At 56.1% G+C, this 24,325-nt stretch carries 26 protein-coding genes; 10 read left to right on the forward strand and 16 right to left on the reverse strand.

The genetic code is table 11. The annotated features are described in order from the left end of the window. Positions 1-46 precede the first annotated feature (46 nt). A complete protein-coding gene (gene lpdA / locus ACRBB0_RS09805; protein ID WP_431374254.1) occupies positions 47-1,435 on the forward strand; it encodes a dihydrolipoyl dehydrogenase in 1,389 nt (462 codons plus the stop codon). Positions 1,436-1,540: 105 nt separating this feature from the next. On the opposite strand, the gene ACRBB0_RS09810 is transcribed toward lpdA, so the two are convergent. Genes ACRBB0_RS09810 through ACRBB0_RS09825 form a run of 4 tightly spaced genes read right to left on the reverse strand, consistent with a single transcriptional unit; the run spans position 1,541 to position 4,428 of the window. Beyond that, positions 1,541-2,143, reverse strand: a complete 603-nt coding sequence (locus ACRBB0_RS09810) for a pyridoxamine 5'-phosphate oxidase family protein (RefSeq protein WP_431374255.1) — start codon at positions 2,141-2,143, stop codon at positions 1,541-1,543. After that, positions 2,100-2,849, reverse strand: a complete 750-nt coding sequence (locus ACRBB0_RS09815; RefSeq protein WP_431374256.1) for a lysophospholipid acyltransferase family protein — start codon at positions 2,847-2,849, stop codon at positions 2,100-2,102. The genes ACRBB0_RS09810 and ACRBB0_RS09815 overlap by 44 nt, the downstream gene beginning before the upstream one ends. Next, the gene (locus ACRBB0_RS09820; protein ID WP_431374257.1) at positions 2,849-3,754 is read right to left on the reverse strand and encodes a cell division protein FtsX; all 906 of its coding nucleotides are present in this window, start codon (positions 3,752-3,754) and stop codon (positions 2,849-2,851) included. Before ACRBB0_RS09820 ends, ACRBB0_RS09815 begins: the two co-directional genes overlap by 1 nt. After that, positions 3,751-4,428, reverse strand: a complete 678-nt coding sequence (locus ACRBB0_RS09825; protein WP_431374258.1) for a cell division ATP-binding protein FtsE — start codon at positions 4,426-4,428, stop codon at positions 3,751-3,753. The genes ACRBB0_RS09820 and ACRBB0_RS09825 overlap by 4 nt, the downstream gene beginning before the upstream one ends. Positions 4,429-4,590: 162 nt before the next feature. On the opposite strand from ACRBB0_RS09825, the gene ACRBB0_RS09830 reads away from it, so the two are divergent. Next, entirely contained in the window at positions 4,591-5,499 is a 909-nt protein-coding gene (locus ACRBB0_RS09830) for a zinc-ribbon domain-containing protein (RefSeq protein WP_431374259.1), read from the forward strand. A gap of 68 nt (positions 5,500-5,567) precedes the next feature. Here the strand turns inward: ACRBB0_RS09830 and ACRBB0_RS09835 are convergent, their stop codons facing one another. The 3 genes from ACRBB0_RS09835 to ACRBB0_RS09845 all read right to left on the reverse strand — a co-directional run bounded on the left by ACRBB0_RS09835 (position 5,568) and on the right by ACRBB0_RS09845 (position 8,762). Then, positions 5,568-6,833, reverse strand: coding sequence for an ABC transporter permease (locus ACRBB0_RS09835; RefSeq protein ID WP_431374260.1), 1,266 nt, complete (start codon positions 6,831-6,833; stop codon positions 5,568-5,570). Continuing rightward, the gene (locus tag ACRBB0_RS09840) at positions 6,830-7,636 is read right to left on the reverse strand and encodes a taurine ABC transporter ATP-binding protein (protein WP_431374261.1); all 807 of its coding nucleotides are present in this window, start codon (positions 7,634-7,636) and stop codon (positions 6,830-6,832) included. Before ACRBB0_RS09840 ends, ACRBB0_RS09835 begins: the two co-directional genes overlap by 4 nt. 127 nt (positions 7,637-7,763) lie before the next feature. Beyond that, complete coding sequence (locus tag ACRBB0_RS09845) at positions 7,764-8,762, reverse strand: ABC transporter substrate-binding protein (RefSeq protein ID WP_431374262.1); 999 nt, start codon at positions 8,760-8,762, stop codon at positions 7,764-7,766. Between the two features lie 372 nt (positions 8,763-9,134). Between ACRBB0_RS09845 and ACRBB0_RS09850 the strand changes: the two genes are divergently transcribed. From ACRBB0_RS09850 to yghX, 4 genes are all read left to right on the forward strand, one after another. Further along, positions 9,135-10,523, forward strand: coding sequence for an aspartate aminotransferase family protein (locus ACRBB0_RS09850; protein ID WP_431374263.1), 1,389 nt, complete (start codon positions 9,135-9,137; stop codon positions 10,521-10,523). Continuing rightward, positions 10,510-11,211, forward strand: a complete 702-nt coding sequence (locus ACRBB0_RS09855; protein WP_431374264.1) for a GNAT family N-acetyltransferase — start codon at positions 10,510-10,512, stop codon at positions 11,209-11,211. The genes ACRBB0_RS09850 and ACRBB0_RS09855 overlap by 14 nt, the downstream gene beginning before the upstream one ends. 95 nt (positions 11,212-11,306) lie before the next feature. After that, positions 11,307-12,338, forward strand: coding sequence for an endonuclease/exonuclease/phosphatase family protein (locus ACRBB0_RS09860; protein WP_431374265.1), 1,032 nt, complete (start codon positions 11,307-11,309; stop codon positions 12,336-12,338). 179 nt (positions 12,339-12,517) lie between these two features. Continuing rightward, positions 12,518-13,420 carry a YghX family hydrolase gene (yghX, locus tag ACRBB0_RS09865; protein ID WP_431374266.1) on the forward strand — a complete coding sequence of 301 codons (903 nt, stop codon included), beginning with the start codon at positions 12,518-12,520 and terminating at the stop codon, positions 13,418-13,420. Between the two features lie 59 nt (positions 13,421-13,479). Here the strand turns inward: yghX and ACRBB0_RS09870 are convergent, their stop codons facing one another. Both ACRBB0_RS09870 and ACRBB0_RS09875 read right to left on the reverse strand, forming a co-directional pair. Next, positions 13,480-13,770 (reverse strand): HU family DNA-binding protein, encoded by a 291-nt coding sequence (locus ACRBB0_RS09870; RefSeq protein ID WP_431374267.1) that lies wholly within the window; start codon positions 13,768-13,770, stop codon positions 13,480-13,482. Between the two features lie 132 nt (positions 13,771-13,902). After that, complete coding sequence (locus tag ACRBB0_RS09875) at positions 13,903-15,387, reverse strand: AMP nucleosidase (protein ID WP_431374268.1); 1,485 nt, start codon at positions 15,385-15,387, stop codon at positions 13,903-13,905. Positions 15,388-15,667: 280 nt separating this feature from the next. Here ACRBB0_RS09875 and ACRBB0_RS09880 point away from each other — a divergent pair, with 280 nt between their 5' ends. Next, positions 15,668-16,156: a hypothetical protein gene (locus ACRBB0_RS09880; protein WP_431374269.1), complete on the forward strand. Its 489-nt coding sequence runs from the start codon at positions 15,668-15,670 to the stop codon at positions 16,154-16,156. Continuing rightward, positions 16,153-16,902 carry a class II aldolase and adducin N-terminal domain-containing protein gene (locus ACRBB0_RS09885; protein ID WP_431374270.1) on the forward strand — a complete coding sequence of 250 codons (750 nt, stop codon included), beginning with the start codon at positions 16,153-16,155 and terminating at the stop codon, positions 16,900-16,902. The genes ACRBB0_RS09880 and ACRBB0_RS09885 overlap by 4 nt, the downstream gene beginning before the upstream one ends. Here ACRBB0_RS09885 and ACRBB0_RS09890 read toward each other — a convergent pair. From ACRBB0_RS09890 to paaA, 6 genes are all read right to left on the reverse strand, one after another. After that, complete coding sequence (locus ACRBB0_RS09890; protein ID WP_431374271.1) at positions 16,899-17,384, reverse strand: transglycosylase SLT domain-containing protein; 486 nt, start codon at positions 17,382-17,384, stop codon at positions 16,899-16,901. The genes ACRBB0_RS09885 and ACRBB0_RS09890 overlap by 4 nt on opposite strands. Before the next feature lie 90 nt (positions 17,385-17,474). Beyond that, a complete protein-coding gene (locus ACRBB0_RS09895) occupies positions 17,475-18,518 on the reverse strand; it encodes a 2Fe-2S iron-sulfur cluster-binding protein (protein WP_431374272.1) in 1,044 nt (347 codons plus the stop codon). 10 nt (positions 18,519-18,528) lie between these two features. Continuing rightward, positions 18,529-19,017 (reverse strand): 1,2-phenylacetyl-CoA epoxidase subunit PaaD, encoded by a 489-nt coding sequence (gene paaD / locus ACRBB0_RS09900; RefSeq protein ID WP_431374273.1) that lies wholly within the window; start codon positions 19,015-19,017, stop codon positions 18,529-18,531. Continuing rightward, positions 19,011-19,745, reverse strand: a complete 735-nt coding sequence (gene paaC / locus ACRBB0_RS09905) for a 1,2-phenylacetyl-CoA epoxidase subunit PaaC (protein ID WP_431374274.1) — start codon at positions 19,743-19,745, stop codon at positions 19,011-19,013. Before paaC ends, paaD begins: the two co-directional genes overlap by 7 nt. Further along, entirely contained in the window at positions 19,745-20,029 is a 285-nt protein-coding gene (gene paaB / locus ACRBB0_RS09910; RefSeq protein WP_431374275.1) for a 1,2-phenylacetyl-CoA epoxidase subunit PaaB, read from the reverse strand. The genes paaC and paaB overlap by 1 nt, the downstream gene beginning before the upstream one ends. Positions 20,030-20,121: 92 nt before the next feature. Beyond that, the gene (gene paaA, locus ACRBB0_RS09915; RefSeq protein ID WP_431374276.1) at positions 20,122-21,105 is read right to left on the reverse strand and encodes a 1,2-phenylacetyl-CoA epoxidase subunit PaaA; all 984 of its coding nucleotides are present in this window, start codon (positions 21,103-21,105) and stop codon (positions 20,122-20,124) included. A gap of 108 nt (positions 21,106-21,213) precedes the next feature. Here paaA and ACRBB0_RS09920 point away from each other — a divergent pair, with 108 nt between their 5' ends. Further along, positions 21,214-22,071, forward strand: coding sequence for an SDR family oxidoreductase (locus tag ACRBB0_RS09920; protein ID WP_431374277.1), 858 nt, complete (start codon positions 21,214-21,216; stop codon positions 22,069-22,071). Beyond that, positions 22,068-22,388, forward strand: a complete 321-nt coding sequence (locus ACRBB0_RS09925) for a hypothetical protein (protein ID WP_431374278.1) — start codon at positions 22,068-22,070, stop codon at positions 22,386-22,388. The genes ACRBB0_RS09920 and ACRBB0_RS09925 overlap by 4 nt, the downstream gene beginning before the upstream one ends. Here the strand turns inward: ACRBB0_RS09925 and dxs are convergent. After that, positions 22,385-24,310, reverse strand: a complete 1,926-nt coding sequence (gene dxs / locus ACRBB0_RS09930) for a 1-deoxy-D-xylulose-5-phosphate synthase (protein WP_431374279.1) — start codon at positions 24,308-24,310, stop codon at positions 22,385-22,387. The genes ACRBB0_RS09925 and dxs overlap by 4 nt on opposite strands. Positions 24,311-24,325 lie beyond the last annotated feature (15 nt).

Genomic DNA, 24,325 nt, shown 5'->3' on the forward strand with positions numbered 1-24,325 from the left:
GGCCGACCCGGCTTTGTGCATCGGCCAAATTCGATAGGAGACTGAAATGGCCAATTATGACGTGATCGTAATCGGTGCGGGCCCTGGCGGTTATGTAGCGGCGATCCGCTGCGCGCAATTGGGTCTGAAAACCGCTTGCGTTGAAGGGCGTGACACCCTTGGGGGCACTTGCTTGAATGTTGGGTGTATCCCATCCAAGGCGTTGTTGCATGCCACGCATCAACTGCACGAAGCCGAGCATAATTTTGCCACCATGGGCCTGAAAGGCAAATCGCCGTCGGTCGATTGGGACCAGATGAAAACCTACAAGTCCGACGTTGTTGGTCAGAACACCAAGGGCATCGAGTTTCTTTTCAAAAAGAACAAAATCGACTGGCTGAAGGGTTGGGGGTCGATCCCGGCCGCAGGTAAAGTGCAGGTTGGTGATGAGGTCCATGAGGCCAAGAACATCATCGTGGCATCTGGTTCTGAGCCTTCAAGCATTCCAGGCGTTGAGATCGACGAAAACATCGTTGTGAGCTCAACCGGTGCGCTCGATTTGAAAAAGATCCCCAAGAAGCTGGCTGTTATTGGTGCCGGTGTGATTGGACTTGAGCTTGGATCGGTTTACGCGCGTCTGGGGTCTGAGGTTCAGGTGATCGAATTCTTGGATGTTATAACCCCCGGCATGGACGCGGAAGTGCAGCGCAACTTCCAGAAGCTGCTGAAAAAGCAGGGCATTAACTTTACCATGGGCGCGGCGGTTCAAAAGGTTGAAACCACCAAGACCAAGGCCAAGCTGACCTACAAGCTGCGCAAAGATGACAGCGAGCATACCATCGACGCCGATACGGTGCTGGTGGCGACGGGTCGCAAACCGTTCACCGATGGTTTGGGATTGGAAGCTCTGGGGGTTGAGATCAGCCCGCGCGGCCAGATCAAAACCGACAATCAGTGGCGCACAAATGTGCCCGGTATCTATGCGATCGGCGACGCGATTGATGGTCCGATGCTCGCCCACAAAGCCGAAGACGAAGGCATGGCTGCGGCAGAAGTTATCGCAGGTAAGCATGGTCACGTGAACTATGACGTGATCCCGGGTGTGATCTACACAGCGCCCGAAGTTGCGTCTGTCGGCAAGACCGAAGACCAGCTCAAAGAAGAGGGTCGCGCCTATAAGGTTGGCAAGTTTTCCTTCATGGGCAATGCGCGCGCCAAGGCCGTGTTCCAGGGGGACGGTTTTGTGAAACTGATCGCCGATAAAGACACCGATCGCGTGTTGGGTTGCCACATCATCGGCCCCGGTGCTGGCGATCTGATCCACGAGATCTGTGTGGCGATGGAATTCGGTGCATCAGCCGAGGATGTTGCTCTAACCTGCCACGCACACCCAACCTTCTCAGAAGCCGTTCGCGAAGCCGCGCTGGCCTGTGGAAGCGGTGCGATCCACATGTAACCAGACTAGGGGACAGCGAAAATTCGGCGAATTTTCGATCCGCGCCAAATGGGAAACGTCCAGATCAAATCTGGGCGTTTCCTTTTTTCTGCTGCTTACTCCAACTCACCACATCCGCGGTTTGGCATGTTCGTCATATCCCTGATCATACGGTTTGGCCGAAATATCGCCTTCCGTCATATCCTCGAGGATTTCGCCCACCGTTGGCACCTCAGCTGAATCGTCACGCGCCCATAGCCCAGAACGCATCAAAGCTTTGGCGCATTGGGTAAAGACCTCCTCAACCTCAATAACAATCACCGTCGATGGCTGAATCTTACCGCGCGCAAATCCTGCACGCAGCGCTGCATCATCGGTCAAAAACGCCCGACCATTCACACGGACCGTGGTATTGCTTCCCGGCACCAAAAACAGCAACGCCACGCGCCCATCACTGACGATATCACGCAGCGCATCAATGCGATTGTTCCCGCGCCAATCGGGCATATGGATGGTCTGCTCATCGACCACCCGCACCACAGGACCATCATCCCCGCGCGGGCTGCCATGCACGCCTTGTGGCCCAACGGTTGAGAGCACACAAAACCGGGCCCCCACGATCCACGCCTTGTACAAGGGTGTTATTCGGCCTGCGACCTTGCGCAGCGCCAATTCCATCGGTTCATCATACAGATCGCTTAGCGCTTTCAACGAGGTGACTTTCCGCATCGAATCCGAGCTCCTTCATCAGGGCATTTGATTTGGCCTCAACGGTTTTTTCCAGTCGGGCCATAAATTCGGCTTTCTCCACCCCCGGTGGAATGGGGTCAAGGAATTCAACCACGGCCACCCCCGGCTTGCGCAAAATACCCTTGCGTGGCCACAAGAGCCCGACATTGGTCGCAGCAGGCACACAGGGCATTCCAGTTTCGCGATAAATGGCGGCAGTCCCGATTTTGTAGGGTTTGTAATCGCCGGGGGCGACACGTGTGCCTTGGGAATAGATCACCAACTGCCCCGGTTGTGCAGCGCCCTTTTTGACGTCCGCAATCATCTTCGCAATCGCCTGCCCACGCTTGCCGCGATTGACCGGAACGCAGCCCAAACGCCATGCGTATTGGCCGATAAATGGCGTGTAAATCAGTTCGCGCTTCATGATGAATTTCGCGGCTGGAACGGCGCGGTAGATGATCATGATATCGAGAAAACTCTGGTGTTTGGCGGCAATCACCACCTCGTCGGTGGGGACAGGGCCGCGCACCTCTGAGCGAATGCCAAGCATCACCCGCGCCAACCAAATCACATGACCCGCATAGACGTTACAGACCCAGCGTGCGCCTTTGGGATGCAAGAGCAATGGAAAACAGACAATGCCCCAAACGGCCATAAACAGGTAGATATAGATCACAAAGATCAGCGACTTAAGCCATTGCATCAGGCCAATTCTCCTAAAACGCGCCGAGCGGCAGCTTGTGTTGCGGCAAAGGCCACCATCGCAGCCAAAGGCGGAACCGCCGCTGGCCAGAGCCAATGCCAGCCCTGAAACCTCAGCCCGGTGAGAAACCCACCCGCGTCCGATCCTCCGGGCATCAACAAGATCGCAACAAATCCGGCAACGGTGCCAACAGCCGCCCCCGCCAAAACACGCAGCGTATACCGGCGCACGAAAGCCGAGGCGATATAACCATCGGTCGCACCAACAAGACGCAACACTTCGATCACTTGGGCATTGGCCGCAAGCGATGCATTCGCGGCCAGCGTCACCATCGCCCCGGTTGTGGTCGTGATCAACAAAATCGACACCCAGCCCAGCAGCTTTAAGCGCCCTGCCGCCGCGACCAGCGGTTTGCGCCAGCGCGTGTGTTCATCCAAAACCGCACCGGGGGCTTCTGCCTGAAGTCGCAGTCGGAGGCCGTCCGCGTCAAACCCTTCGGATGTTTCTGAAATTTCAATCAATCGCGGCACAGGCAGCTGGTCAATCGGCAGGCCGGGGCCAAACCATGGCTCGAGCAGCGCTTGTTGTTCCTCGTCGCTCAACGCGCGGGCCGATTCCACACCCGGTGTCTGGGTCAAGACCTTGAGCGCCGCCTCGGTTTGGGCTGCCATTTGCCCTGCGGGGGCTGAAATTCGGATCGTAGACGACCGCGCCAGTTCATCCCCCCAGCTTTGCCCCAAACGCCCAGCCGCCAGTGACAAGGCCAACGCGAAGACCGTCAAAAATGCCATTGCCGCCGAGGTAAACACCGTCAGCCGAACGGTAAACCCTGATGGCGGTACAACACGGTCAGCCCCTGAATCCGGCTTCAAGAGCGGAGCAAAAAATTCCCAAATGCGCTTCATAGATCAACCCCGGCTGATTGCAGGGTGTTGTTGGAAATCCGCAGTACCCGTGCCGACACCAGCGCCTTGGCCGCGCGGATAAGGGCCATGTCATGGGTCGCGATCATCACCGTTTTGCCCATTTTGTTTAGCTCTACCAGAAGTCGCAGCAAACGCTGGGACATTTCCCAATCGACATTCCCTGTCGGTTCATCCGCCAGAATCACATCCGGCGACATGATCAAAGCCCGCGCCAGAGCCGCCCGTTGCCGTTCGCCCCCCGACAATTCGGGGGGAAGCGCGTCACCGCGCCCAACAAGACCAACCCAAGACATCAATTCCTGAAGGTTGGCAAATTGATCCGGTGTCGCCTGACCTGACACCGACAGCGGCAAAGCAATGTTTTCATTGATCGGCAGGTGGTCGAGAAATTTGCAATCTTGATGCACAACGCCGATCCTGCGCCGAGCATGGGCCACTTCATCACGCCCCATATCGCCCGCGGATTTGTCGAAGATGCGCACAACACCATCCGTCGGCAACAACGCCCCATAGCAGAGTTTCAAAAAGGTCGTCTTGCCAGACCCGGATGGGCCGGTCAGGAAATGAAAAGACCCGGGAGCAAGGCTGAACGTGATGTCGTTCAGCAAGGCGTCTCCGCCATAGCTATAGGCAACATTGTTCAGCTCAATCATGCCTGCACCACCTGTGACATTTCCAACGCACCTGTTTTGACGCACGGCGGGCATAGTTGCAACGCCGCACTGGTAAAATTGGACTTTTCCCGCCGATCCATGCAACCTATTGTCGCTAACAAAGGCCGTTAACGTTTTTGGGTCGTGGTAAGGGGACAAGAGGTGAGCAGAATTCGTTTGATCTGTCCAAATTGCGGGGCGCAATACGAAGTGCCTTCAGATGTGGTGCCCAAAGACGGGCGCGATGTGCAATGTTCAAATTGCGCGCATACGTGGTTTCAGCGCCATCCTGATCAGGAATTGGAACTGGCCCAAGACCCAATCCCTCCGGTTTCTGAGGCCATCCCAACGCCTGACACCGTACCTTCGTCATCGGAGCCCGAACCGCCCGCAAAGCCACGTTCGATTGACCCCGATATGGCAGAGCTGTTCCGTGAGGAGCGTGAGTATGAGGCCACTCAACGCGCTGCTGAAACGCTCGAAAGTCAGCCGGATTTGGGATTGCAGGACCCCGGTGAAGACGAATTAGCGCGTCGATCAAGAGAAGCGCGTGTCCGCATGTCACGCATGCGCGGTGAAGATACCGCGCCCCCGACAGCGCCCCCGACAGCGCCCCGGCCCGCCCCGACAGAGCCGCCAGCGGCTTCGCCCGAGCCTGAGGACCGTGATTATGCAGTTGCGCAGGCTGCTGCTGCGGCGGCGGCTGGATCACGTCGCGATTTGCTCCCTGATGTGGAGGAAATCAATCAAACCTTGCGATCAACGTCGGAAACAAGGGTGATTGACAATGCGCAGGGAGAAGAGCGGCCCCCTGAGCAGCCCAAGAAAAAAGGTGGGTTTGGCAGGGGCTTTTTGACCATGGTGGTTTTGGCTGGGATCGCGGTTGGGGTGTATGCCTATGCGCCGATGATCGAGGCTCAGGTGCCGCAGGCAAAGCCGATTTTAGCGACCTATGTCGCCAAAGTTGACGCCGGGCGCAGTTGGCTCGATGGGCAGGTGACCCATCTTTTGACAACGCTGGATGGGATGAGTTCGGAAGCCGCGAGCGATCCTGAAGCGTCCGATAGCTAAGACATTGGACCAGACATGAAAAAGGGCGGGGAATTTCCCGCCCTTTGGTTTTTTGCGATGATCCTGCTTTAGATTTTACCCTTCCACGGGACCAAAGCCTTTTCAGCCAGACGCATTAGAATATCGATGCCAAAGCCGATGATGCCGATCAGGATGATCCCCATGATCACAATGTCGGTCAGCTGGAACTTGGATGCGACCATGATCATCATCCCCGCGCCTTGTTCCGCAGCGACCAGTTCGGCGGCAACAACCGTGCCCCAACAGACCCCCATAGCCACCCGCGCTCCGGTGAAAATCTCCGGTAAGCTGTTGGGAACAATGACATGACGCATGATCTGCGCCTTGGATGCGCCAAGGCTATAGGCAGCATGAACCTTGGAGATCGCCACACCTGACACACCGGCCCGCGCAGCAATTGCCATGATCCAAAGCGCGGCTAGGAACAGCAAAATGACTTTGCCGGTTTCGCCGATACCCGCCCAAATAATCACCAACGGGATCAAGGCCAAAGGCGGAACAGGGCGCATGAATTCGACAATCGGGTCAAACCAGCCGCGGAACCAATCAGACAGCCCCATGGCGTAGCCCAATGGAATTCCAACCAAAGCCCCAAAGAAAAAGCCCAAGATGACCCGCTGTAGTGAGATGCCCAGATGCGCCCAAAGTGAGCTACCGCGATAGCCATTTGCGGCAATATCGCCAAACCGCGCAACCACGGCTTCGGGGGATGGCAGCCAGATCGGCTCCATCTGCCAGCCTTTGCTTGGTTCAAAATTTAGCGTGCCCTTGGGGCTCATCCCGACGCGGCCAAACTCGGTTTCAACGGACTGACCTGGCGCGATGGGTTGGCCATTGACCGCCGTGATGGTGTGGCCCTCTTTGCGGCCAAATTCGTCATTCTTATCAACACGCACCAGCCCGGACCGCCAAGCCCCGACAGTGTCTGAATCGTTCTTGGCCCACCCTTCGCCTGGCTCGACAACCGGTGTTTCCACATCGGTTCCAACTTCAAACACCCGAATGGTGACAGTTGCATCATCAGCGTCCTGCCCATCGGCGGTTGCGGTGTAGGTAAAGGTCGCATCGCCCATAAACGGGCCCGGCGCATGCAAAAAGCCCGGCACCCAGCTAGAGCCAGTAAAAGCCCCCCAGAGGAAAAAGATCGAGGCAATCGACACAAAGGACGCAATGCGATTGGGCCGTACCGCGCTTTCATCGCCAAAGGTGACCGTTTTGAGCGAAGTGTAGTCATTGCTGGCTTTTTGCACCACAAATTTGACCAAGAAATAAGAAGCCACAAAAATCGCGGCGTATATCAAAAAGACGATCATGCCGATTCCTCCGTGCGTCCCATAATTTCTTCTTCCATGTCCCAGATCATGCTGAGAATCTCTTCGCGTTTCACGGCAAAATCGGGGTGCTTTTTGACTTCGCGCAGATCTTGGCCAACGCCGAGATCAGCAAAGGGCAAACGGTATTCGCGATGAATACGCCCCGGTCGCGGGGCCATGACCAGCAGGCGTTCCCCAAGCAAAAGCGCTTCTTCGACCGAATGGGTGATCAGGATAATGGTCTTGCCGGTTTCTTTCCAAAGTTTAAGCACAAGGCTCTGCATCTTTTCGCGCGTCAACGCGTCAAGCGCCCCAAGCGGTTCATCCATCAAGATGACATCGGGGTGATTTGCCAGACAACGGGCCAAGGCCACACGTTGCTGCATCCCGCCTGACAGTTCGTAAATAGCCTTTTCTTTGAAATCTTTCAGGCCGACGATGTCGAGAAGGTGGTCAACCTCTTCACCATATTGCGCCTCGCGTTGGCCCGCCATGCGTGGGCCAAAACTGACATTTTCACGCACGCTCATCCATTCGAACAAGGCCCCCTTCTGAAAGACCATGCCGCGTTCGGCATCTGGCCCATGGACCTCATGGCCGTTCAGACGAATTGCGCCTTCGGTTGGGGCCAAAAAGCCCGCAGCGATGTTCAGCAATGTGGTTTTGCCACAGCCCGAGGGGCCGAGCACACTGAGCAGCTCGCCTTCGGCAAGTTGCAAAGAGACGTCCTTGAGCGCTTGAACAGACGAGCCGTTGGGCAGGTCAAAGCGCATAGACAGGTTTTCAATGGAAAGTCCGCTCATCCAAGCTGGCCTTTTGCTAATAGGGGTACGGGAACAAAAGTCATCAATGACTTTTGCAAAAATCGTCGACGATTTTTGGTCCCGAGGGACGACGCCAAAGCGCGCCCCTCGAGAACGAGATGGTCGTTTACTTGAGCGCTTCGAGCGGGCCCGCGTTGACATTGTCAGCATAGCTGTCCAATGCCCCGTCGATTGCACCGGCTGCAACAAAGACCTCTGCCACACCTTTCATGAAGTCTTGCGCACCGCCACCGAGCCACTTTTCGCTCAGTTGCTCATCCAGGGATGGGAATGTGAATGTCGCCAGCGAAGCCTGAGCCGCCTCTTCTTCCATGCCCGCATCTTTGGCGATCACCGGAAGCATTTCGGCGGTGTTGTCGCCAGAGTTCCACATTTCATTGGCTTTGGCCGTCACTTCAAGGAATTTGGCAACAGTGTCAGAGTTTTCAGCAACCCAACCCGATAGCGCAGACGTGACATCAAACACCAAGATACCCAACTCTTCTTTCTCGGCACCGGTCAAAAGTACATTGCCGTGGTCAAGCATACGGCGCAGACCGCCGCCCCAACCGCACGCCATGTCAACCGCGCCTTGCGACAGGGCCGCTGCGCCATCAACCGGCGCCATATCGACGATTTCCATGCCTGCCGGGTCTACACCAAAGTGACCCATCTGCTTGAGAAAACCGTAATGCGCGGCGGTGCCCAGTGGAACTGCAACCTTTTTACCAGCCAGCTCGCCAGCTGAGTCCGCATCAATTTCAAGGGCTTCGGCAACAACGCAGTTGTCATTGTCAGAATAGCTCACCGCGACATCAATGATCTGAAGATCCTGGCCCGCGCTTGTTGCGACAACAAATGGCGGCAATCCTTGGCTTACTGCGATCTGAACGTCGCCCGACGCCATCGCTGCGGACATGGCTGTCCCTGTGTCAAAGCTGACCCATTTCACTTCCATGCCCAGCGCTTCGTCATAGAGGCCCGTCGCCTTGGCATATTCAAACGGCATCGGCCATTCCAGGAAATAGGCAACGGTTATGCCATGGCCGTCCGCGAATGCGGCCTGCGACCCTGCCAAAACGGCCAAACCAGCAGCTGCGCCCTTCAAATATGTTTTGAGTGTCATGTCGTATTCTCCCTATTGGAACCGGCGTTTTTGATCCGGCAAAACTGTTGTCAGAGCCCAGTCGCCCAGCAACCTTGGCCCCACTTTGTGTGGTGCTCGTCTTGATCCGACCGGAAAACGGGCAACGGATCAATGTTTTTTCCGCAAGGAGTTTCGGATTTCAGCGCCCTTGGGCAGAATATTCCACAGGACAACCAGTTGATTTTAAATGAGTTTCAATTTTACAGGAAAACCATTTCGTCAATTAATGAGACTATTTGGACATACATCAATTCACTCACTGGCCCTATCGGCTGCCTTTCTTTCAGGCTCTTGTGCCCAAGTCCGGAGAAATCCGTCAGTTTCAATGAACCTAAACAGGAGGCCCCTACAATGGATGGAACCTATTCCCAGAACGATCTGAGCCACGTTGTTGCGGCCGATAAGGCCCATGTCTGGCACCACCTGACGCAGCACAAGCAATTTGAGACCAAGGATCCCAATATCATTGTCGAAGGCAAGGGTATGCGGGTCTGGAATCAAAGCGGCAAAGAGCATCTTGATGCTGTTTCTGGTGGCGTTTGGACCGTGAATGTTGGCTATGGCCGTGAAAGCATTGTCAAAGCAGTCGCCGATCAGTTGATCAAGCTCCCGTATTTTGCAGGTTCTGCTGGGTCGATTCCTGGGGCGCTTTACGCGGAAAAGCTCATCTCGAAAATGCCCGGACAAACGCGGGTTTACTATTGCAATTCAGGCTCTGAGGCGAACGAGAAAGCCTTCAAAATGGTGCGCCAGATTGCGCACAAACGCTATGGCGGCAAAAAGCACAAAGTTCTGTATCGCGACCGCGATTATCACGGCACCACTATTGCCTGCCTGAGCGCGGGTGGCCAGGACGAGCGCGGCGCGCAGTATGGCCCCTATACACCGGGCTTCGTGCGTGTACCTCATTGCCTTGAATACCGCGCCGGGGATCAAGGCGCGCCAGTCGAAAACTATGGTGAATGGGCGGCCAATCAGATCGAAGAGGTCATTCTTCGCGAAGGGCCGGACACTGTTGGCGCGCTCTGCCTTGAGCCGGTAACAGCAGGCGGCGGCGTCATCACTCCGCCCGAAGGCTATTGGCAGCGTGTTCAGGAAATCTGCAAGAAATACGATATCTTGCTGCATATCGACGAAGTCGTTTGCGGCGTTGGACGGACCGGAAAGTGGTTTGGTTACCAACAATACGGCATCGAACCCGACATGGTGACAATGGCCAAGGGCGTGGCCTCGGGCTATGCGGCGATTGCCTGTTTGACCACGTCGGAAAAAGTCTTTGACCTGTTCAAAGATGATTCTGACGATCCGCTGAACTACTTCCGCGACATCTCGACCTTTGGCGGCTGCACGGCTGGCCCAGCGGCGGCGATGGAAAACATGCGCATTATCGAAGATGAAAACCTGCTGCAAAACTGCACCGATATGGGCGACTACATGCTCGACCAGCTTTCGGTTCTTCAGGACAAGCACAAGGTTATCGGCGATGTGCGCGGCAAGGGGTTGTTCCTTGGGGCCGAGTTGGTCACCGACCATGATACCCGCGCCCCTATGGATGAGAAGAAAGTCCAAGCTGTGGTGGGCGATTGCATGGCCCAAGGCGTCATCATCGGGGCCACCAACCGGTCTTTGCCCGGCTTTAATAACACCCTGTGTTTCTCACCAGCCTTGATCGCCACCAAGGATGATATCGACGAAATCATCACAGCGGTCGACGGGGCCTTGGGGCGTGTCTTTGGATAAAACATCTTCCACCGGGCAACCGGTGGGGCATCAGGTGGAGGGGGTCTTCCCTTGTCCCGTTCCACCTCATCGTCCCCTTTTGGGGCGCTTCGGCCAGCTCGTCCCGCTGGTCGAAAGTCATGCAGACGGCTTGTTTGATGCCTTTGCCACCGATGAAACCGGTAGCGGTTGGACCTATTTGCCCGATGACCCCTGGGCAGATCGCACTGAGGCGCGCGCATGGTGTGCCAATGCCGAGCATAGCAAAGACCCGCAGTTTTACACGATCATGGATTTGGACGGGCGGGCCCTTGGGTTTTGTTCATTCCTGCGGATCATGCCGGGGATCGGCAGTATTGAGGTCGGATATATCCACTTTTCAAAACGAATGCAGAAACGCCCGGTCGCGACCGACGTTATGTATTTGATGATGAAACACGTTTTTGAGCTTGGCTATCGTCGGTATGAATGGAAATGCGACGACTTGAACGCCGGGTCACGTCGGGCGGCGGCACGGTTGGGTTTTCGCTACGAAGGCACGTTCCGACAGGCCACCATTTACAAGGGCCGCAATCGCGACACCGCTTGGTTCTCGATCATCGACAGCGAATGGCCCGATGCAAAAAACAAGTTCGAACACTGGCTAGCCCCTTCCAATTTCGATGCATCCGGTCAGCAAAGACAAAGCCTGCAAGATTTCGCCATGTAACCGGGGCGCGCCACGCTGTTTCAATCCAATCGTTTAAACCTTTGGTTGAATGTGGTACACTCCTATCATTCTTTTACGATTATTGGGAGGGGACCATGGCGGCCCGCGACATTTCTTTTGCAAGCTTCAACCTGTACAATCTGCACCTGCCCGGAGAGCCAATTTATAGCGGCGCTGGCTGGAGCGACGAAGTCTATCGCCGAAAATTACAATGGTCTGGATCAACCTTGGCGCGGCTCGATGCCGATGTCTGCGGGTTTCAGGAACTCTGGGCCAAACAGGCCCTCCTTGACGTGCTGGACACCGCCGACTTGCAAGACAGTCACATGGCGCTGGTACCACCGGATCACAACGACAAACGCATCGTTTGCGCCGCGACCGTCCGGCGAGATATTCTGGTCGGTGAGCCGGAATGGATCACAGATTTCCCCGATGAATGCGTGTTACAGAGCGATGGTGATGATCCGCAAACGCCTGATATTGCGGTAAACCTTAACGGATTCTCGCGCCCGGTTTTGCATTTCACCGTGCAACCCCGTGATGATGTTCCCTTAATTCATGTGTTTGTCTGTCATTTCAAATCGCGCCGCCCGACACAGGTCTGGCGTAACGCGTGGTATGATCGCGATATACATGGTCCGCATGCTACGGCACTTGGCTATACGCTTTCGACGATTCGTCGATCTGCCGAAGCCGCTGCGTTGCGCGTTTTGATCACCCAGAAAGCCGAAGGTCCAAAGACACCAATTGTCGTGATCGGCGACATGAATGACGGCAAAAACAGCAACACATTGAACATCTTAACAGAGCAACCGACCTATCTGTCGCCCCTGTCTGTCGGCGGCGGGGACCGGGCGCTTTATACGGCGCAAACTTTGCAGGAATACAGATCCACCAAGGATGTCTATTACACCCATGTCTACAAGTCCCAGCGTGAAAGCCTGGACCACATCTTGTTCAGCGAAGAGTTCTACGACCATTCCAGTGATCGGTTGTGGGCGTTCGATGAAATGTTGGTGGCGAATGATCATCTGAACTACGACGATCACAAAACCACCGGCACCGGCGATCACGGGGTTATCCGGGCTGAGTTTCGTTGGAAACCTCTTCAGACGGCTGGCGCTTGATCGCCTGACTTTGATCGCCTGAATGGGATGGCGGGTGGGGCGAGGTTGGGGCGAGCTTGCCTCGACCTCAACAAGCGTCCCCGTCGTCCTCACCATTCCGTGACCCCCAAAGGCAATTCTGCGTGTTAACATCCATGTCGGCGCGTGCCGCCAGACCCGCGACATTCTCGGAGATTCTCATGACGACGACCCCGACACACCGCAAACAAGCCAAAGACTTCGATCAGCGCATTCTGGAAATATTCGACGGATATGTGCATGGCAAAATCACCAAACGAGACTTCATAACCCAGGCCGGTAAATATGCGGCCGTTGGCGTGACAGGCGCAATGCTCTTGGAACAGCTGCAACCCAATTATGCTTGGGCCCAGCAGGTCGCTCCTGATGATCCTGAGATTGTGACAGAGGTTACCGAGTACCCAAGCCCGAACGGTCACGGCACGATGCGCGGCCTGATGGCGCGCCCCGCAAATGCCAGCGGAAAACTCCCTGCGGTGCTTGTTGTCCATGAAAACCGCGGCTTAAACCCTTATATCGAAGACGTTGTGCGCCGCACGGCCAAGGCCGGGTATCTCGCCTTTGGCCCCGACGGGTTGACCCCTTTGGGTGGCTATCCCGGCACCGATGAAGAAGGCCGCACCATGCAACGCGAACTGGACCGCGCCAAGTTGATGGAAGATTTCTTTGCCGCCTTTGAATTTTTGCGCGACCACCCCGACAGCACAGGCAAAACCGGTGCCGTCGGATTTTGTTATGGCGGTGGAGTCTGTAATGCTTTGGCCGTCGCCTATCCCGACCTCGCGGCATCGGTCCCGTTTTACGGTCGACAACCTTCGGCAAGCGACGTGCCTGCGATCAAAGCACCGTTGATGATTCATTATGCCGGGCTTGATAACCGGATCAACGAAGGCTGGGATGCCTATTCCGATGCGTTGAAAGAGCATCAAAAACAGTTCAGCGTGCACTTTTACCCAGACGTCAATCATGGCTTCCATAATGACACCACCCCGCGCTACGACGAAGCCGCCGCTGCTTTGGCCTGGACGCGGACGTTAAACTTTTTCGAGGCCAATCTGACCTAAACCGAGCAAATAAAAAGGGCCGCAAACGCGACCCTTTCTTTGTTCCTATGGAACCAGACTTAGGCGTTAACGCTGTCTTTCAACGCTTTGGCAATGGTCATTTTGACCTGCTTGTCTGCTTCTTTCTTGAACTGTTCGCCGGTAGCGGGGTTGCGCACCATACGCTCGGGGCGCTCGCGGCAATAGATTTTGCCAACGCCCGGAAGGGTCACTGCGCCACCGCCTGCAACTTCGGAGGTGATGATGTCGACAACAGCATCCAAGGCCACACCAGCGGTCTTTTTATCTGCGTCCATTTTTTCAGCCAGTGCAGCAACCAGCTGAGTCTTTGTCATGGGTTTATTCGCCATTTGAATGGTCTCCTTCACTGCCCAACTCTTTGGGCCCCTGAGCCGGGAATAAACAGGATGTAGCTGGAAAACACAACAATTGGCGTGCAGAAATCCTTTAAAACATGGCGCATCGGCGCAATTTCCTTGGCGTCAAAGGAACGCCGTCTCCTCAAAACTACGCAACTTCCGGCTGTGGATACGCTCAAGTGGCATCTCGCGCAGTTTTTCCATTGCGCGAATCCCTATCATCAAGTGCCGCGCGACCTGCGTTTTATAGAAATCTGACGCCATTCCGGGCAATTTCAGCTCCCCGTGCAGCGGTTTATCCGACACACACAGCAATGTGCCATAGGGCACACGGAATCGAAAACCGTTGGCGGCAATTGTGGCGCTCTCCATATCAAGTGCAATCGCGCGCGACTGCGACAGGCGCTGAACCGGGCCGCTTTGTTCTCGCAATTCCCAATTTCGGTTGTCGACGGTGGCCACGGTGCCCGTCCGCATCACCCGTTTAAGATCGTAACCTTCAAGCTGGGTTTCCTGCGCCACGGCTTGCTCCAAAGCGATCTGGATTTCCGCCAGAGCAGGGATCGGCACCCAGACCGGAAGATCGTCATCCAGAACCTTGTCTTCACGCAAATAGGCATGGGCCAGAACAAAATCCCCAAGGCTTTGAGAATTTCGCAACCCGGCGCAGTGCCCAACCATCAACCAAGCATGTGGACGCAAAACGGCGATGTGATCGGTCGCGGTTTTCGCATTCGAAGGCCCAACTCCGATATTCACCAGAGTGATCCCTGCCCCACCGTCCCGTTTCAAGTGATACGTCGGCATTTGCGGCATACGAGGGGCGTCGGGCAATTGGCCATCTGCCGTTGTGATTTCAGCATTCCCAGTGCTGACAAAACTGGTGTAACCGCTCTTTGGGTCGGCCAATTGCTCACGCGCATAGGCTTCGAACTCCGAGACATAGAACTGGTAGTTGGTGAACAACACATGGTTCTGAAAATGCTCGGGGTCGGTCGCGGTGTAATGTGCAAGACGCGCCAGCGAGTAATCCACCCTTTGTGCGGTGAACGGCGCGAGCGGCGCAGGCTCACCCGGCGCGGCATCGGCAACCCCATTGACGATGTCGTCATTGGTGGTTTCAAGATCGGGTACGTCAAAGACATCACGCAAAACAAAGGCCCCTGCCCCTTCTTGCGGCACAGTGGTGTCAGGGAAATTCGCCACGGCAAAATGCACGGGCATTGGCGTATCAGACACCCCAACCCGCACTTTGACCCCGTGATTGTGAAACAGCAGGCCAATTTGCTGTTCAAGGTAATGACGGAACATTTTCGGCCGCGTCACCGTCGCCGCATAACACCCCGGCGCGGTCACATGACCAAAACTTAGCCGGCTATCGACCTTGGCAAAGCTGGTCGTGGTAATACTAATCTCAGGATAATAGGCACGATAGCGCACACCGGGATGCCCTTGGGCCATGGCAGACATAAAATGATCGCGCAAAAACACAGAGGCCGCTTCGTACAACTCAACCAGCCGATCAACGGCGGCACTCGGATCTTCGAAGGTTTCGGCCATTGGGACCAAAGGTGACACGATCTGTAATTCTGCGGCTTTATCCTGCATTGTTTTTCCTTTTGTTTTTATGGCGCGGGGCGGGTGGCTGGCGGATCTTGCGGGCACACAAGCCCAAGATCAAAATGCAGCGGCCGTTCCGCTTTAATTGAGTGAACCTGACAGGTTGTCGCGGTGGGATCAAGCCTATCTGAGCCATCAGAACATGAAGGTTTGACAACAAAAAATACAAACATCACAGTCTGTTCATGCAAAATTCAATCCCAAGGGAAAAGCGATCTCCTGCTTTGGCGACGCACAAACACCCCTCGCTCTGGTCAAGGGCTTTAATTTGATCACATATCGCCTTGGCATTTTAGCTCTGATCTCAATCTGCCTGCTTGCTTTTGAAGCAGCTGCTAACACACGCGCATCTCGGTTCGACGCGTTTGGAGATTGGTCATTCTTTGACGATGGCAGCCAATGTTGGATCGCGACCAATCGCCGGACGAAAAACGGCCTTGAGTTCTTTCTAACACTAGATTCCGCGGGAGAAATGGCCATACCTGTGGATGGCCCCAAGCGTCTTGAATTTGTGAAAGACCGAGATCAAATCATGCGCATGGCCGGAACCGATGTTGCCTTCAAAGCCGAGGGGAGCTGGGCCAGGCCAAAGGCGCGCAATCGTGCCACCTTGCTCCGGAAATTGCTCCAGACAGACCAAGTTGCCCCCACGGCTCATTTGCGACATGGCGGGGCACGTTGGAACAAAAGAGTTACTTTTCGAACTTGGGGCCGGGCCCAAGCCTATGCCGCACTCAAAGAAGGATTCCAGAAATGAACGCACCCAAAGCAAACATCGAACATTGGTCTGAACGGGTTGATATGGCTGCGGCTTTTCGTTGGACCGAGCGGCTCAACATGCACGAAGGCGTCGCCAATCACTTCAGCCTCGCCATCAATGAAGAGGGTACGCGGTTCTTGATGAACCCCAACCAGATGCATTTTGCCCGCATTCGTGCCTCGGATCTCATTGTGGTCGATGCCAATGATCCTGAAACGCTTCAGGGGCCAAATGCGCCGGATCCAACGGCCTGGGGCTTGCATGGTGGCATCCACCGTCATTGCCCACATGCCCGTTGCGCGATGCATGTTCATTCGATCCATGCGACGGTTTTGGCCTGTCTCAAAGACAAGCGCCTGCCTCCGATTGATCAAAACCGTGCGACCTTCTTTAATCGCGTGGTGATAGATGAGCATTACGGTGGCTTGGCGTTCGAAGAAGAAGGCGAACGCTGTGCCTCTTTGCTGACGGACCCCAAGCAAAAGGTCATGATCATGGGCAATCACGGTGTCATGGTGATCGGCGACACCGTGGCCGACACCTTTAACAGGCTCTTTTATTTCGAACGCTCTGCCGAAACCTATATCCGAGCCCTCCAAACCGGGAGGGAGCTTGATGTTCTAAGCGATGAAATCGCTGAGAAAACCGCCCAAGAGCTTGAGGAATATCCTGAGCAAGACATCCGACATCTGGCCGAACTCAAGGCGATTTTGGACGATGAAGGAAGCACGTACGCCACTTAACCGGGGCGCAAACCTGTTTCCACCAACAAGCCTTTGCGCTTGGCCTCGTAATAATAGCCCTTGGCATACCACATGATGGCGGCGTCGGGGTCGCCATCAGCCACCAAATAGGCCCCCTTGAGGTATTTCAGCGCGAATTCCAAATTCGCTTCGGCATCCAGCAAGCCCTCCGCCGTGCCTTGATACCCCATGGTGCGTGCGGTTTGCGGAAGGATTTGAAACAACCCGTAATACGGCCCGTTGCGCGCCCATGGCCGATGCGTGCTTTCGCGGATTGCCAAGCGGTGGACCAAGCTGCGCGGCAACTCATAGTGATCCGCCCACCTGTTGATTTGCGCGCGAAGTTCCGGTGTTTCATTGGGATACAAAGGTGGGTCAAACGGTTTTGAAACAGACACGGAGGCCGCAGGTTGATCCTGCGACCGAGCAGAGGAACAGCCCGCCAAAGCAAAGGCCCCAAGAATGAAAAAACGGCGATCCATGCGCCCATCAATAGGCCATGTCTCGCCGCAGATCATCCAGCGGATTTTGGCTCAGCCAATCCCCGCCGAAGTATGGCTTTCAATGCGCATTTATGCAGCGTCGAAATCCAGAACCAGTTTTTCCGTTGTTGGCCGTGCCTGACAGGCGAGGGTAAAGCCTGCCTCCATTTCCCAGGGCTCCAGCGAATAGTTGGTCGCCATTTCCGCAGCCCCTTCGACCACCTTGCAGCGACAGGTACAGCACATGCCGCCTTTGCAGGAAAACGGAAGTTCGAGCCCTTGGCGGGCTGCTGCGGCGACAACATCGTCATCGCCGACCTCAACCTGAAACGCACGGCGGGTGCCATCCAGCACCACCTCGACGGTCACACCAGCTTGGGCCGCAGCCGTCGCAGCAGCCGAGCGTTCCGGGCGGGGGCCGTCTTCGGTGTAGAAAAGTTCAAAATGCACTTTGTCTTGGGGGACAGTGCCATTCAAAGCGGCTGTTACGTCTTCGATCATCCCGCCCGGACCACACAGGAAGACACCCTCGGCTCCCGCCAAATCAACCGCGCCAGCCTGTGCCAGCGCCGTGACCTTGCCGCCATCAATCCGACCATTGAGCAGCGCCACATCCTGCGGCTCCCGGCTTAGAACGTGAACCAGGGTGAACCGATCAAGATAGCGGTCCTTGAGGTCATCCAACGCCTCGCGGAACATGATCGTCCCGCTGTTACGGTTGCCATAGATAAGGGCAACCTCGGCCCCTTGGGCCAGAGCCTGCGCCGCAATCGATACCATTGGTGTGATGCCTGACCCGGATGCGATCAGAACGATCTTGCTCTCACCCTGATAGGTGAACCGCCCCTCGGGCTGCATGACCTGCAGGCTCTCGCCCGGCGTAAGCCTCTGGGCAAAGGTGGAAAACACCCCGCCATCGACTTGCTTGATCCCAACGGTCAACGGGTCACCCGGTGCCGAGGCGATCGAATAGCTGCGCCGGATATCCGCCCCGTCAATGTCCGCACGCAGGGTCAGGTATTGGCCCGGCGCAAACTTGAACGCCTCTTGGGCTGCCTCTGGAACGTCAAAAGTAAGCGCCACCGCGCCGTCACCCTCAGGGCGAATGGCGGAAATTTTCAGGTCATGAAACATGCATCTCTCCTCAGATACATTTGAAATAGTCGAAGGGTTCGGCGCAGGCTTTGCACTGGTAATGTGCTTTGCAGGCGGTCGATCCGAACTCGCTGATGCGGCTTGTATTGTCGCTGCCGCAGCGCGGGCATGTGACGTCGGGCGCAGCAAACATTGCAGCCTTGCCTTGGCCCGGTTCGGGGGGCGCGATGCCAAACTTGCGCAGCTTTTCCCGGCCTTCAGTGCTGATCCAATCGGTGGTCCAAGCCGGGGACAACACCCGTTCGATCCGCGCGTCAAACCCGGCATCGCGCAAGGCCGCCTCGATGGACAGCTCGATAGCAAGGGTTGCCGGGCAGCCTGAATAGGTTGGCGTGACTTGCGCCACGGCTACACCGTCCAACATTTGCACATCACGCAAAATGCCCAGATCGGCCACAGTCACACAGGGCACTTCCGGGTCCGGCACTGCGGCCGCGGCCTCCCAGGCCCGTTGTTTGGCACGTGCCACGGTCACCAAACTGCGCCCGGATGCGCCCGTGCCAAGACCTGCATTTCAGCCAACATATGGCCCAATGCCTCGCCGTGAATCCCATCGCGCCCACCAGTTTGCGGATAGGACACTTGCGGTGTTTCAAGGCCAGCCTCGGCAAAGACACCTGCAACGGTTGCCTCCCAATCGGGCCTGATTGCTGCCCGGCTGGGCAAGGCATCCTGCCCCTCTGCCGCACCTTCTTCAAACAATTCGCCCGTATAACGATGCAATTCATCGACCGCATCACGCATCTTGGCCGCGCTTTCAGCCGTGCCATCCCCCAATCGGATCACCCATTCGCCAGCATGACGAATGTGATAAGCCATTTCCTTGACCGCCTTGCCAGCAACCCCGGCAATGACCTCATCGGAACTGGTCACAGCGGCCCGCCAATAGGGTTCCATAAACGCGGCAAAATAAAACTGGCGAAGCATGGTGACAGCGAAATCGCCATTTTCACGCTCAACCAACAGGCAATTGCGATACTCACGCTCGCCCCGCAAATAGGCCAATGCGTCTTCGCTCCTGCCTGCATTTTCCAACTTGCCCGCATGATCATACAACACCCGCGCGGTCCCAATCAGATCAAGCGCCATGTTCGGCATTGCAAGATCTTCCTCAAGCATCGGCGCATGGCCACACCATTCTGACACCCGGTGCCCAAGCACAAGATGATCATCAGCCAGCTCTAAAACAGCATCAAACAAGGCCATCACATGTGCCCCACTTCGTCGGGGATGTCGTAGAAGGTCGGGTGGCGATAGATTTTGTCACCGGTTGGCTCAAAGTTTTCTTCCGCCTGATTTGGGTCGCTGGCCACAATCTGCGACGACCGCACCACCCAAATCGACGTGCCTTCGTTTCGGCGCGTATACACGTCACGGGCAGCATTCAGCGCCAAGACCTCATCCGCCGCATGGAGCGAGCCGACATGTTTATGGCTCAGCCCGTTGCGCGGCCGAATGAACACTTCCCAAAGCGGCGTTTCATTTGCCATGGTCTCAATCCTCTTTCTAAATTCTATGTCGCGGCTGTGGGATGGCGGGTGGGGCGACGAGCCAAAGGCTCAAGCGTCCACCCAGACATCACTCACTCAGCCGCCTGTTTGCGAGCGTCGCGTTTGGCCGCATGGGCCAGTGCAGCATCACGCACCCAAGCCCCGTCATCCCATGCTTTTTTGCGCGCCTTCACCCGGTCGCGGTTCATCACACCGTCCCCTTTGACAACGCGCCAAAATTCATCCCAATCAATCGGGCCATGGTCATAACCGCCCTTGTCATCATTCCATTTCAAGTCCGGATCGGGGAGTGTCAGCCCAAGGAATTCCGCTTGCGGAACGGTCGCATCGATAAACTTCTGGCGCAGCGCATCATTCGAGAACCGCTTGATTTTCCATTCCATCGACTGTTCGGAATGCGCACTGTCGGCGTCATGTGGGCCAAACATCATCAATGATGGCCACCACCAGCGGTTCAACGACTCTTGCGCCATCTCGCGCTGCGCTTCGGTGCCGCGCGCCAAATACATGACGATCTCATAACCTTGACGCTGGTGGAAACTCTCTTCCTTGCAAACCCGGATCATCGCTCGCGCATATGGCCCAAACGAACACCGGCACAGCGGAATCTGGTTCATGATCGCCGCACCATCAACCAGCCAACCGATGGTGCCCATATCCGCCCAGCTCAGTGTCGGATAATTGAAGATCGAAGAGTATTTGGCTTTGCCACTCAACAATTCCTCCGTCATCTGCTCCCGGCTGACGCCCAAAGTTTCGGCCGCGGAGTAAAGATAGAGCCCATGCCCGCCCTCATCTTGCACCTTTGCCAGCAGCGCAGCCTTGCGCCGCAGCGAAGGAGCACGCGTGATCCAATTGCCCTCGGGCAACATCCCGACGATCTCGGAATGGGCGTGCTGACCAATCTGGCGCACCAATGTCCGCCGGTACCCTTCGGGCATCGGATCATTAGGCTCAATTTTCTCTTCTGCATCAATACGTTTCTGGAAAGCGTCCAAAAACTCTTGTGTCTCTTCGGTGCGTCCATCGGCACCAATCAATCCCTGGGAGTACATGCGCCTCTCCTCCAAAAGCCTCACTGCAAACATATGTTACAAAAAATAGATTCGAAAGAGTTTTTTGTAACACTTGCAACGAAATCCACTTCGAGGCACCTATGTCCTATGACCAAAACACTTTTTTCTTTGGGCCATGGATATACCGCCAGCGCCTTAGCCAGCCGTTTGATCCCTCAAGGCTGGCATGTTCTCGGCACAATCCGCGACGCGGCCAAGGCCGATTCTCTGCGCGCCCAAGGTGTTGAACCTGTATTGTGGTCCTCTGATGCGATGAGCGCTGCCCTTGAAACCGCCAGCCACCTTTTGATCTCAGTCGGGGCCAACGACACAGGTGATCCGACACTCAATATCATCGGTAACCAAATCCAAGCGCGCGCCACCGCTTTCGATTGGGTGGGCTATTTGTCCACCACAGGCGTCTACGGAGATCATGACGGCGCGTGGGTTGACGAAACCGCGCCGCTCACCCCAGCAACCCATCGCGGTGAAATCCGTGTGGCGGCGGAAAACGCGTGGAAGGCCATTCCAGACTTGCCTCTGCACATCTTCCGCTTGGCTGGAATTTACGGCCCTGGCCGCGGCCCCTTTGCCAAGGTCCGCGCTGGCACCGCCCGTCGTGTTATCAAAAAGGGGCAGGTGTTTTCGCGCATCCACGTTGACGACATCGCTCAGGTCTTAGAGGCCTCAATCAACGCCCCAAACCCCGGCGGTGTCTATAATGTCTGCGACAATGATCCTGCCCCCCCGCAAGATGTGATCGCCTATGCGGCTAATCTCCTTGGGATGACGCTTCCGCCTGAGGTCGATTTTGAATCGGCCAATCTTTCCCCTATGGCGCGCAGTTTTTATGCCGAGAATAAGAAAGTCGCGAATGCGCGGATCAAGACAGAGTTGGGGGTTAAGCTTCTTTACCCAGACTACAAATCCGGCCTCAGGGCTTTGCTCCAGGACGAGCTCCCATGAGCCTGATCAACGGGCTTTTGTCACTGTTCCACTTTTTTACATTGTGGCGACTGCGTCGTTACCTCAGGAAACACTACCCAGAGGCTTTGGCCCCCATAATGGCCAACCGAAACATGTCGGAGCGCATGGATAGTTGGCTCTTTCCTACGTGGTTTTGTGAAATGACTCAGCTGCAATGGCTGAGCCTCTGTGACCCCAAGCGGTTTCCCGTTTACATTCTTGGTGATGATTTTGTTCTAAATCGCGTCAAGCGCCTGCGCAGCAGTGTCATGCTGGCACTTTATGCCATGCTTGGAGTCGCTGTGATGAGCTTCTAGGCGCGTTTATCCAGCAGGTCGACACCCAAAACGCTCAGCACTTTTGCCTCAATATGCTCAGCATTCATCGCCGCCACATCATACATCGCCTTTGGGCTGGCCTGATCGATAAACGTATCCGGCAGCACCATTGAACGGAACTTCAATCCCCGATCAAACACGCCTTCATCCGCCAAAAGCTGTGCCACATGGGAGCCAAAGCCACCGACCGCGCCCTCTTCGATGGTGATGAGCGCTTCATGCTCACGCGCAAGGCTCAGGATCATGTCGCGGTCCAGCGGTTTGGCAAACCGGGCATCGGCCACAGTGGGTTTGATGCCGCGCGCTTCCAGCGCTTCGCAGGCCTTAAGCGTTTCGCCCAAGCGGGTACCAAAGCTAAGGATCGCCACACGCGCGCCCTCGCGTATCATCCGGCCTTTGCCGATTTCCAGCACCTCGCCGCGCTCTGGCATATCGACGCCTTCGCCTTCGCCACGCGGATAACGGAACGCAATTGGCCCTTCGTCATGCGCGGCAGCGGTGGCCACCATATGGCACAACTCGGCCTCATCCGCCGCGGCCATGACCACCATGCCCGGCAAATTTGCCATGTATCCAATGTCATAAGACCCCGCATGGGTTGCGCCATCGGCCCCAACCAATCCTGCGCGATCAATCGCAAATCGCACCGGAAGACGCTGAATAGCGACGTCATGCACGACCTGGTCATACCCGCGCTGCAAAAACGTCGAATACATCGCGCAAAACGGTTTCATTCCACCTGCCGCCAAAGCAGCGCAGAAGGTCACGCCATGTTGCTCGGCAATCCCCACGTCAAAACAACGGCTTGGGTAGCGCTCGGCGAACAGGTCAAGCCCAGTGCCATCAGGCATCGCCGCCGTGATCGCACAGATACGCGGATCATCCGCCGCCTGTTTGATCAACTGATCTGCGAACACCTTGGTGTAACTCGGGGCGTTTGAGGGCGATTTGTGCTGTTTGCCTGACACCACATCAAACTTGGCCCGAGCATGGCCTTTGTCGGGTGCGCTCTCCGCATGGACATAACCCTTGCCCTTTTTGGTCACCACATGCAGCAGCACAGGCCCGGTGGCGCGGGCATGTAGGGTGCGCAGGATCGGCAATAGCTGGTCCATGTCGTGGCCATCAATCGGCCCAACATAGCTAAACCCCAGTTCTTCGAACAACGTGCCGCCCAAAGCCATGCCCTTGAGCATCTCTTTGGCGCGCTTCGCCCCTTCGCGGAACGGTTCCGGCAGAAGGCTCACTGCGCCTTTGGCAGCGGCTTTGAAATCTTGCAGCGGTGCTTCGGTATAGAGGCGGTTCAAATATGTCGACAGCGCGCCTGTGGGTTGACCAATCGACATTTCATTGTCGTTGAGCACCACAAACATACGTTTTTTCAGGTGACCGGCGTTGTTCATCGCCTCAAAGGCCATCCCGCCGGTCATCGCGCCATCACCGATGACGGCAATCGCATCACCATGCCCTGTCGCGCTATGCCCCCCCAAATCGGCGGCCACTTTGAACCCCAAAGCCGCGCTGATCGAGGTCGAACTATGCGCCGCGCCGAACGGATCATAGGGGCTTTCACTGCGCTTGGTGAAGCCCGAAATGCCGCCTTGTTGACGGATAGTGCCCATCTTTTCACGACGACCAGTCAGAATTTTATGCGGGTAACACTGGTGGGACACGTCCCAAATGATCTTGTCTTGCGGGGTGTCAAACACCGCGTGCAAAGCAACCGTTAGCTCAACAACCCCAAGGCCCGCGCCCAAATGCCCGCCGGTTTGGGACACTGTCGAAATCGTCTCGGCCCGCAATTCGTGCGCCAGACGGGTCAGTTCGGCATCAGAAAACTGTTTCAGATCGGCGGGTGTGTTCACCCGGTCCAAAAGCGGGGTTTCTGGCTTGGTCGACATAACGTCCTCCGGGGG

The sequence above is a fragment of the Pelagimonas sp. genome, assembly GCF_050633425.1.
Lineage (GTDB): Bacteria > Pseudomonadota > Alphaproteobacteria > Rhodobacterales > Rhodobacteraceae > Pelagimonas.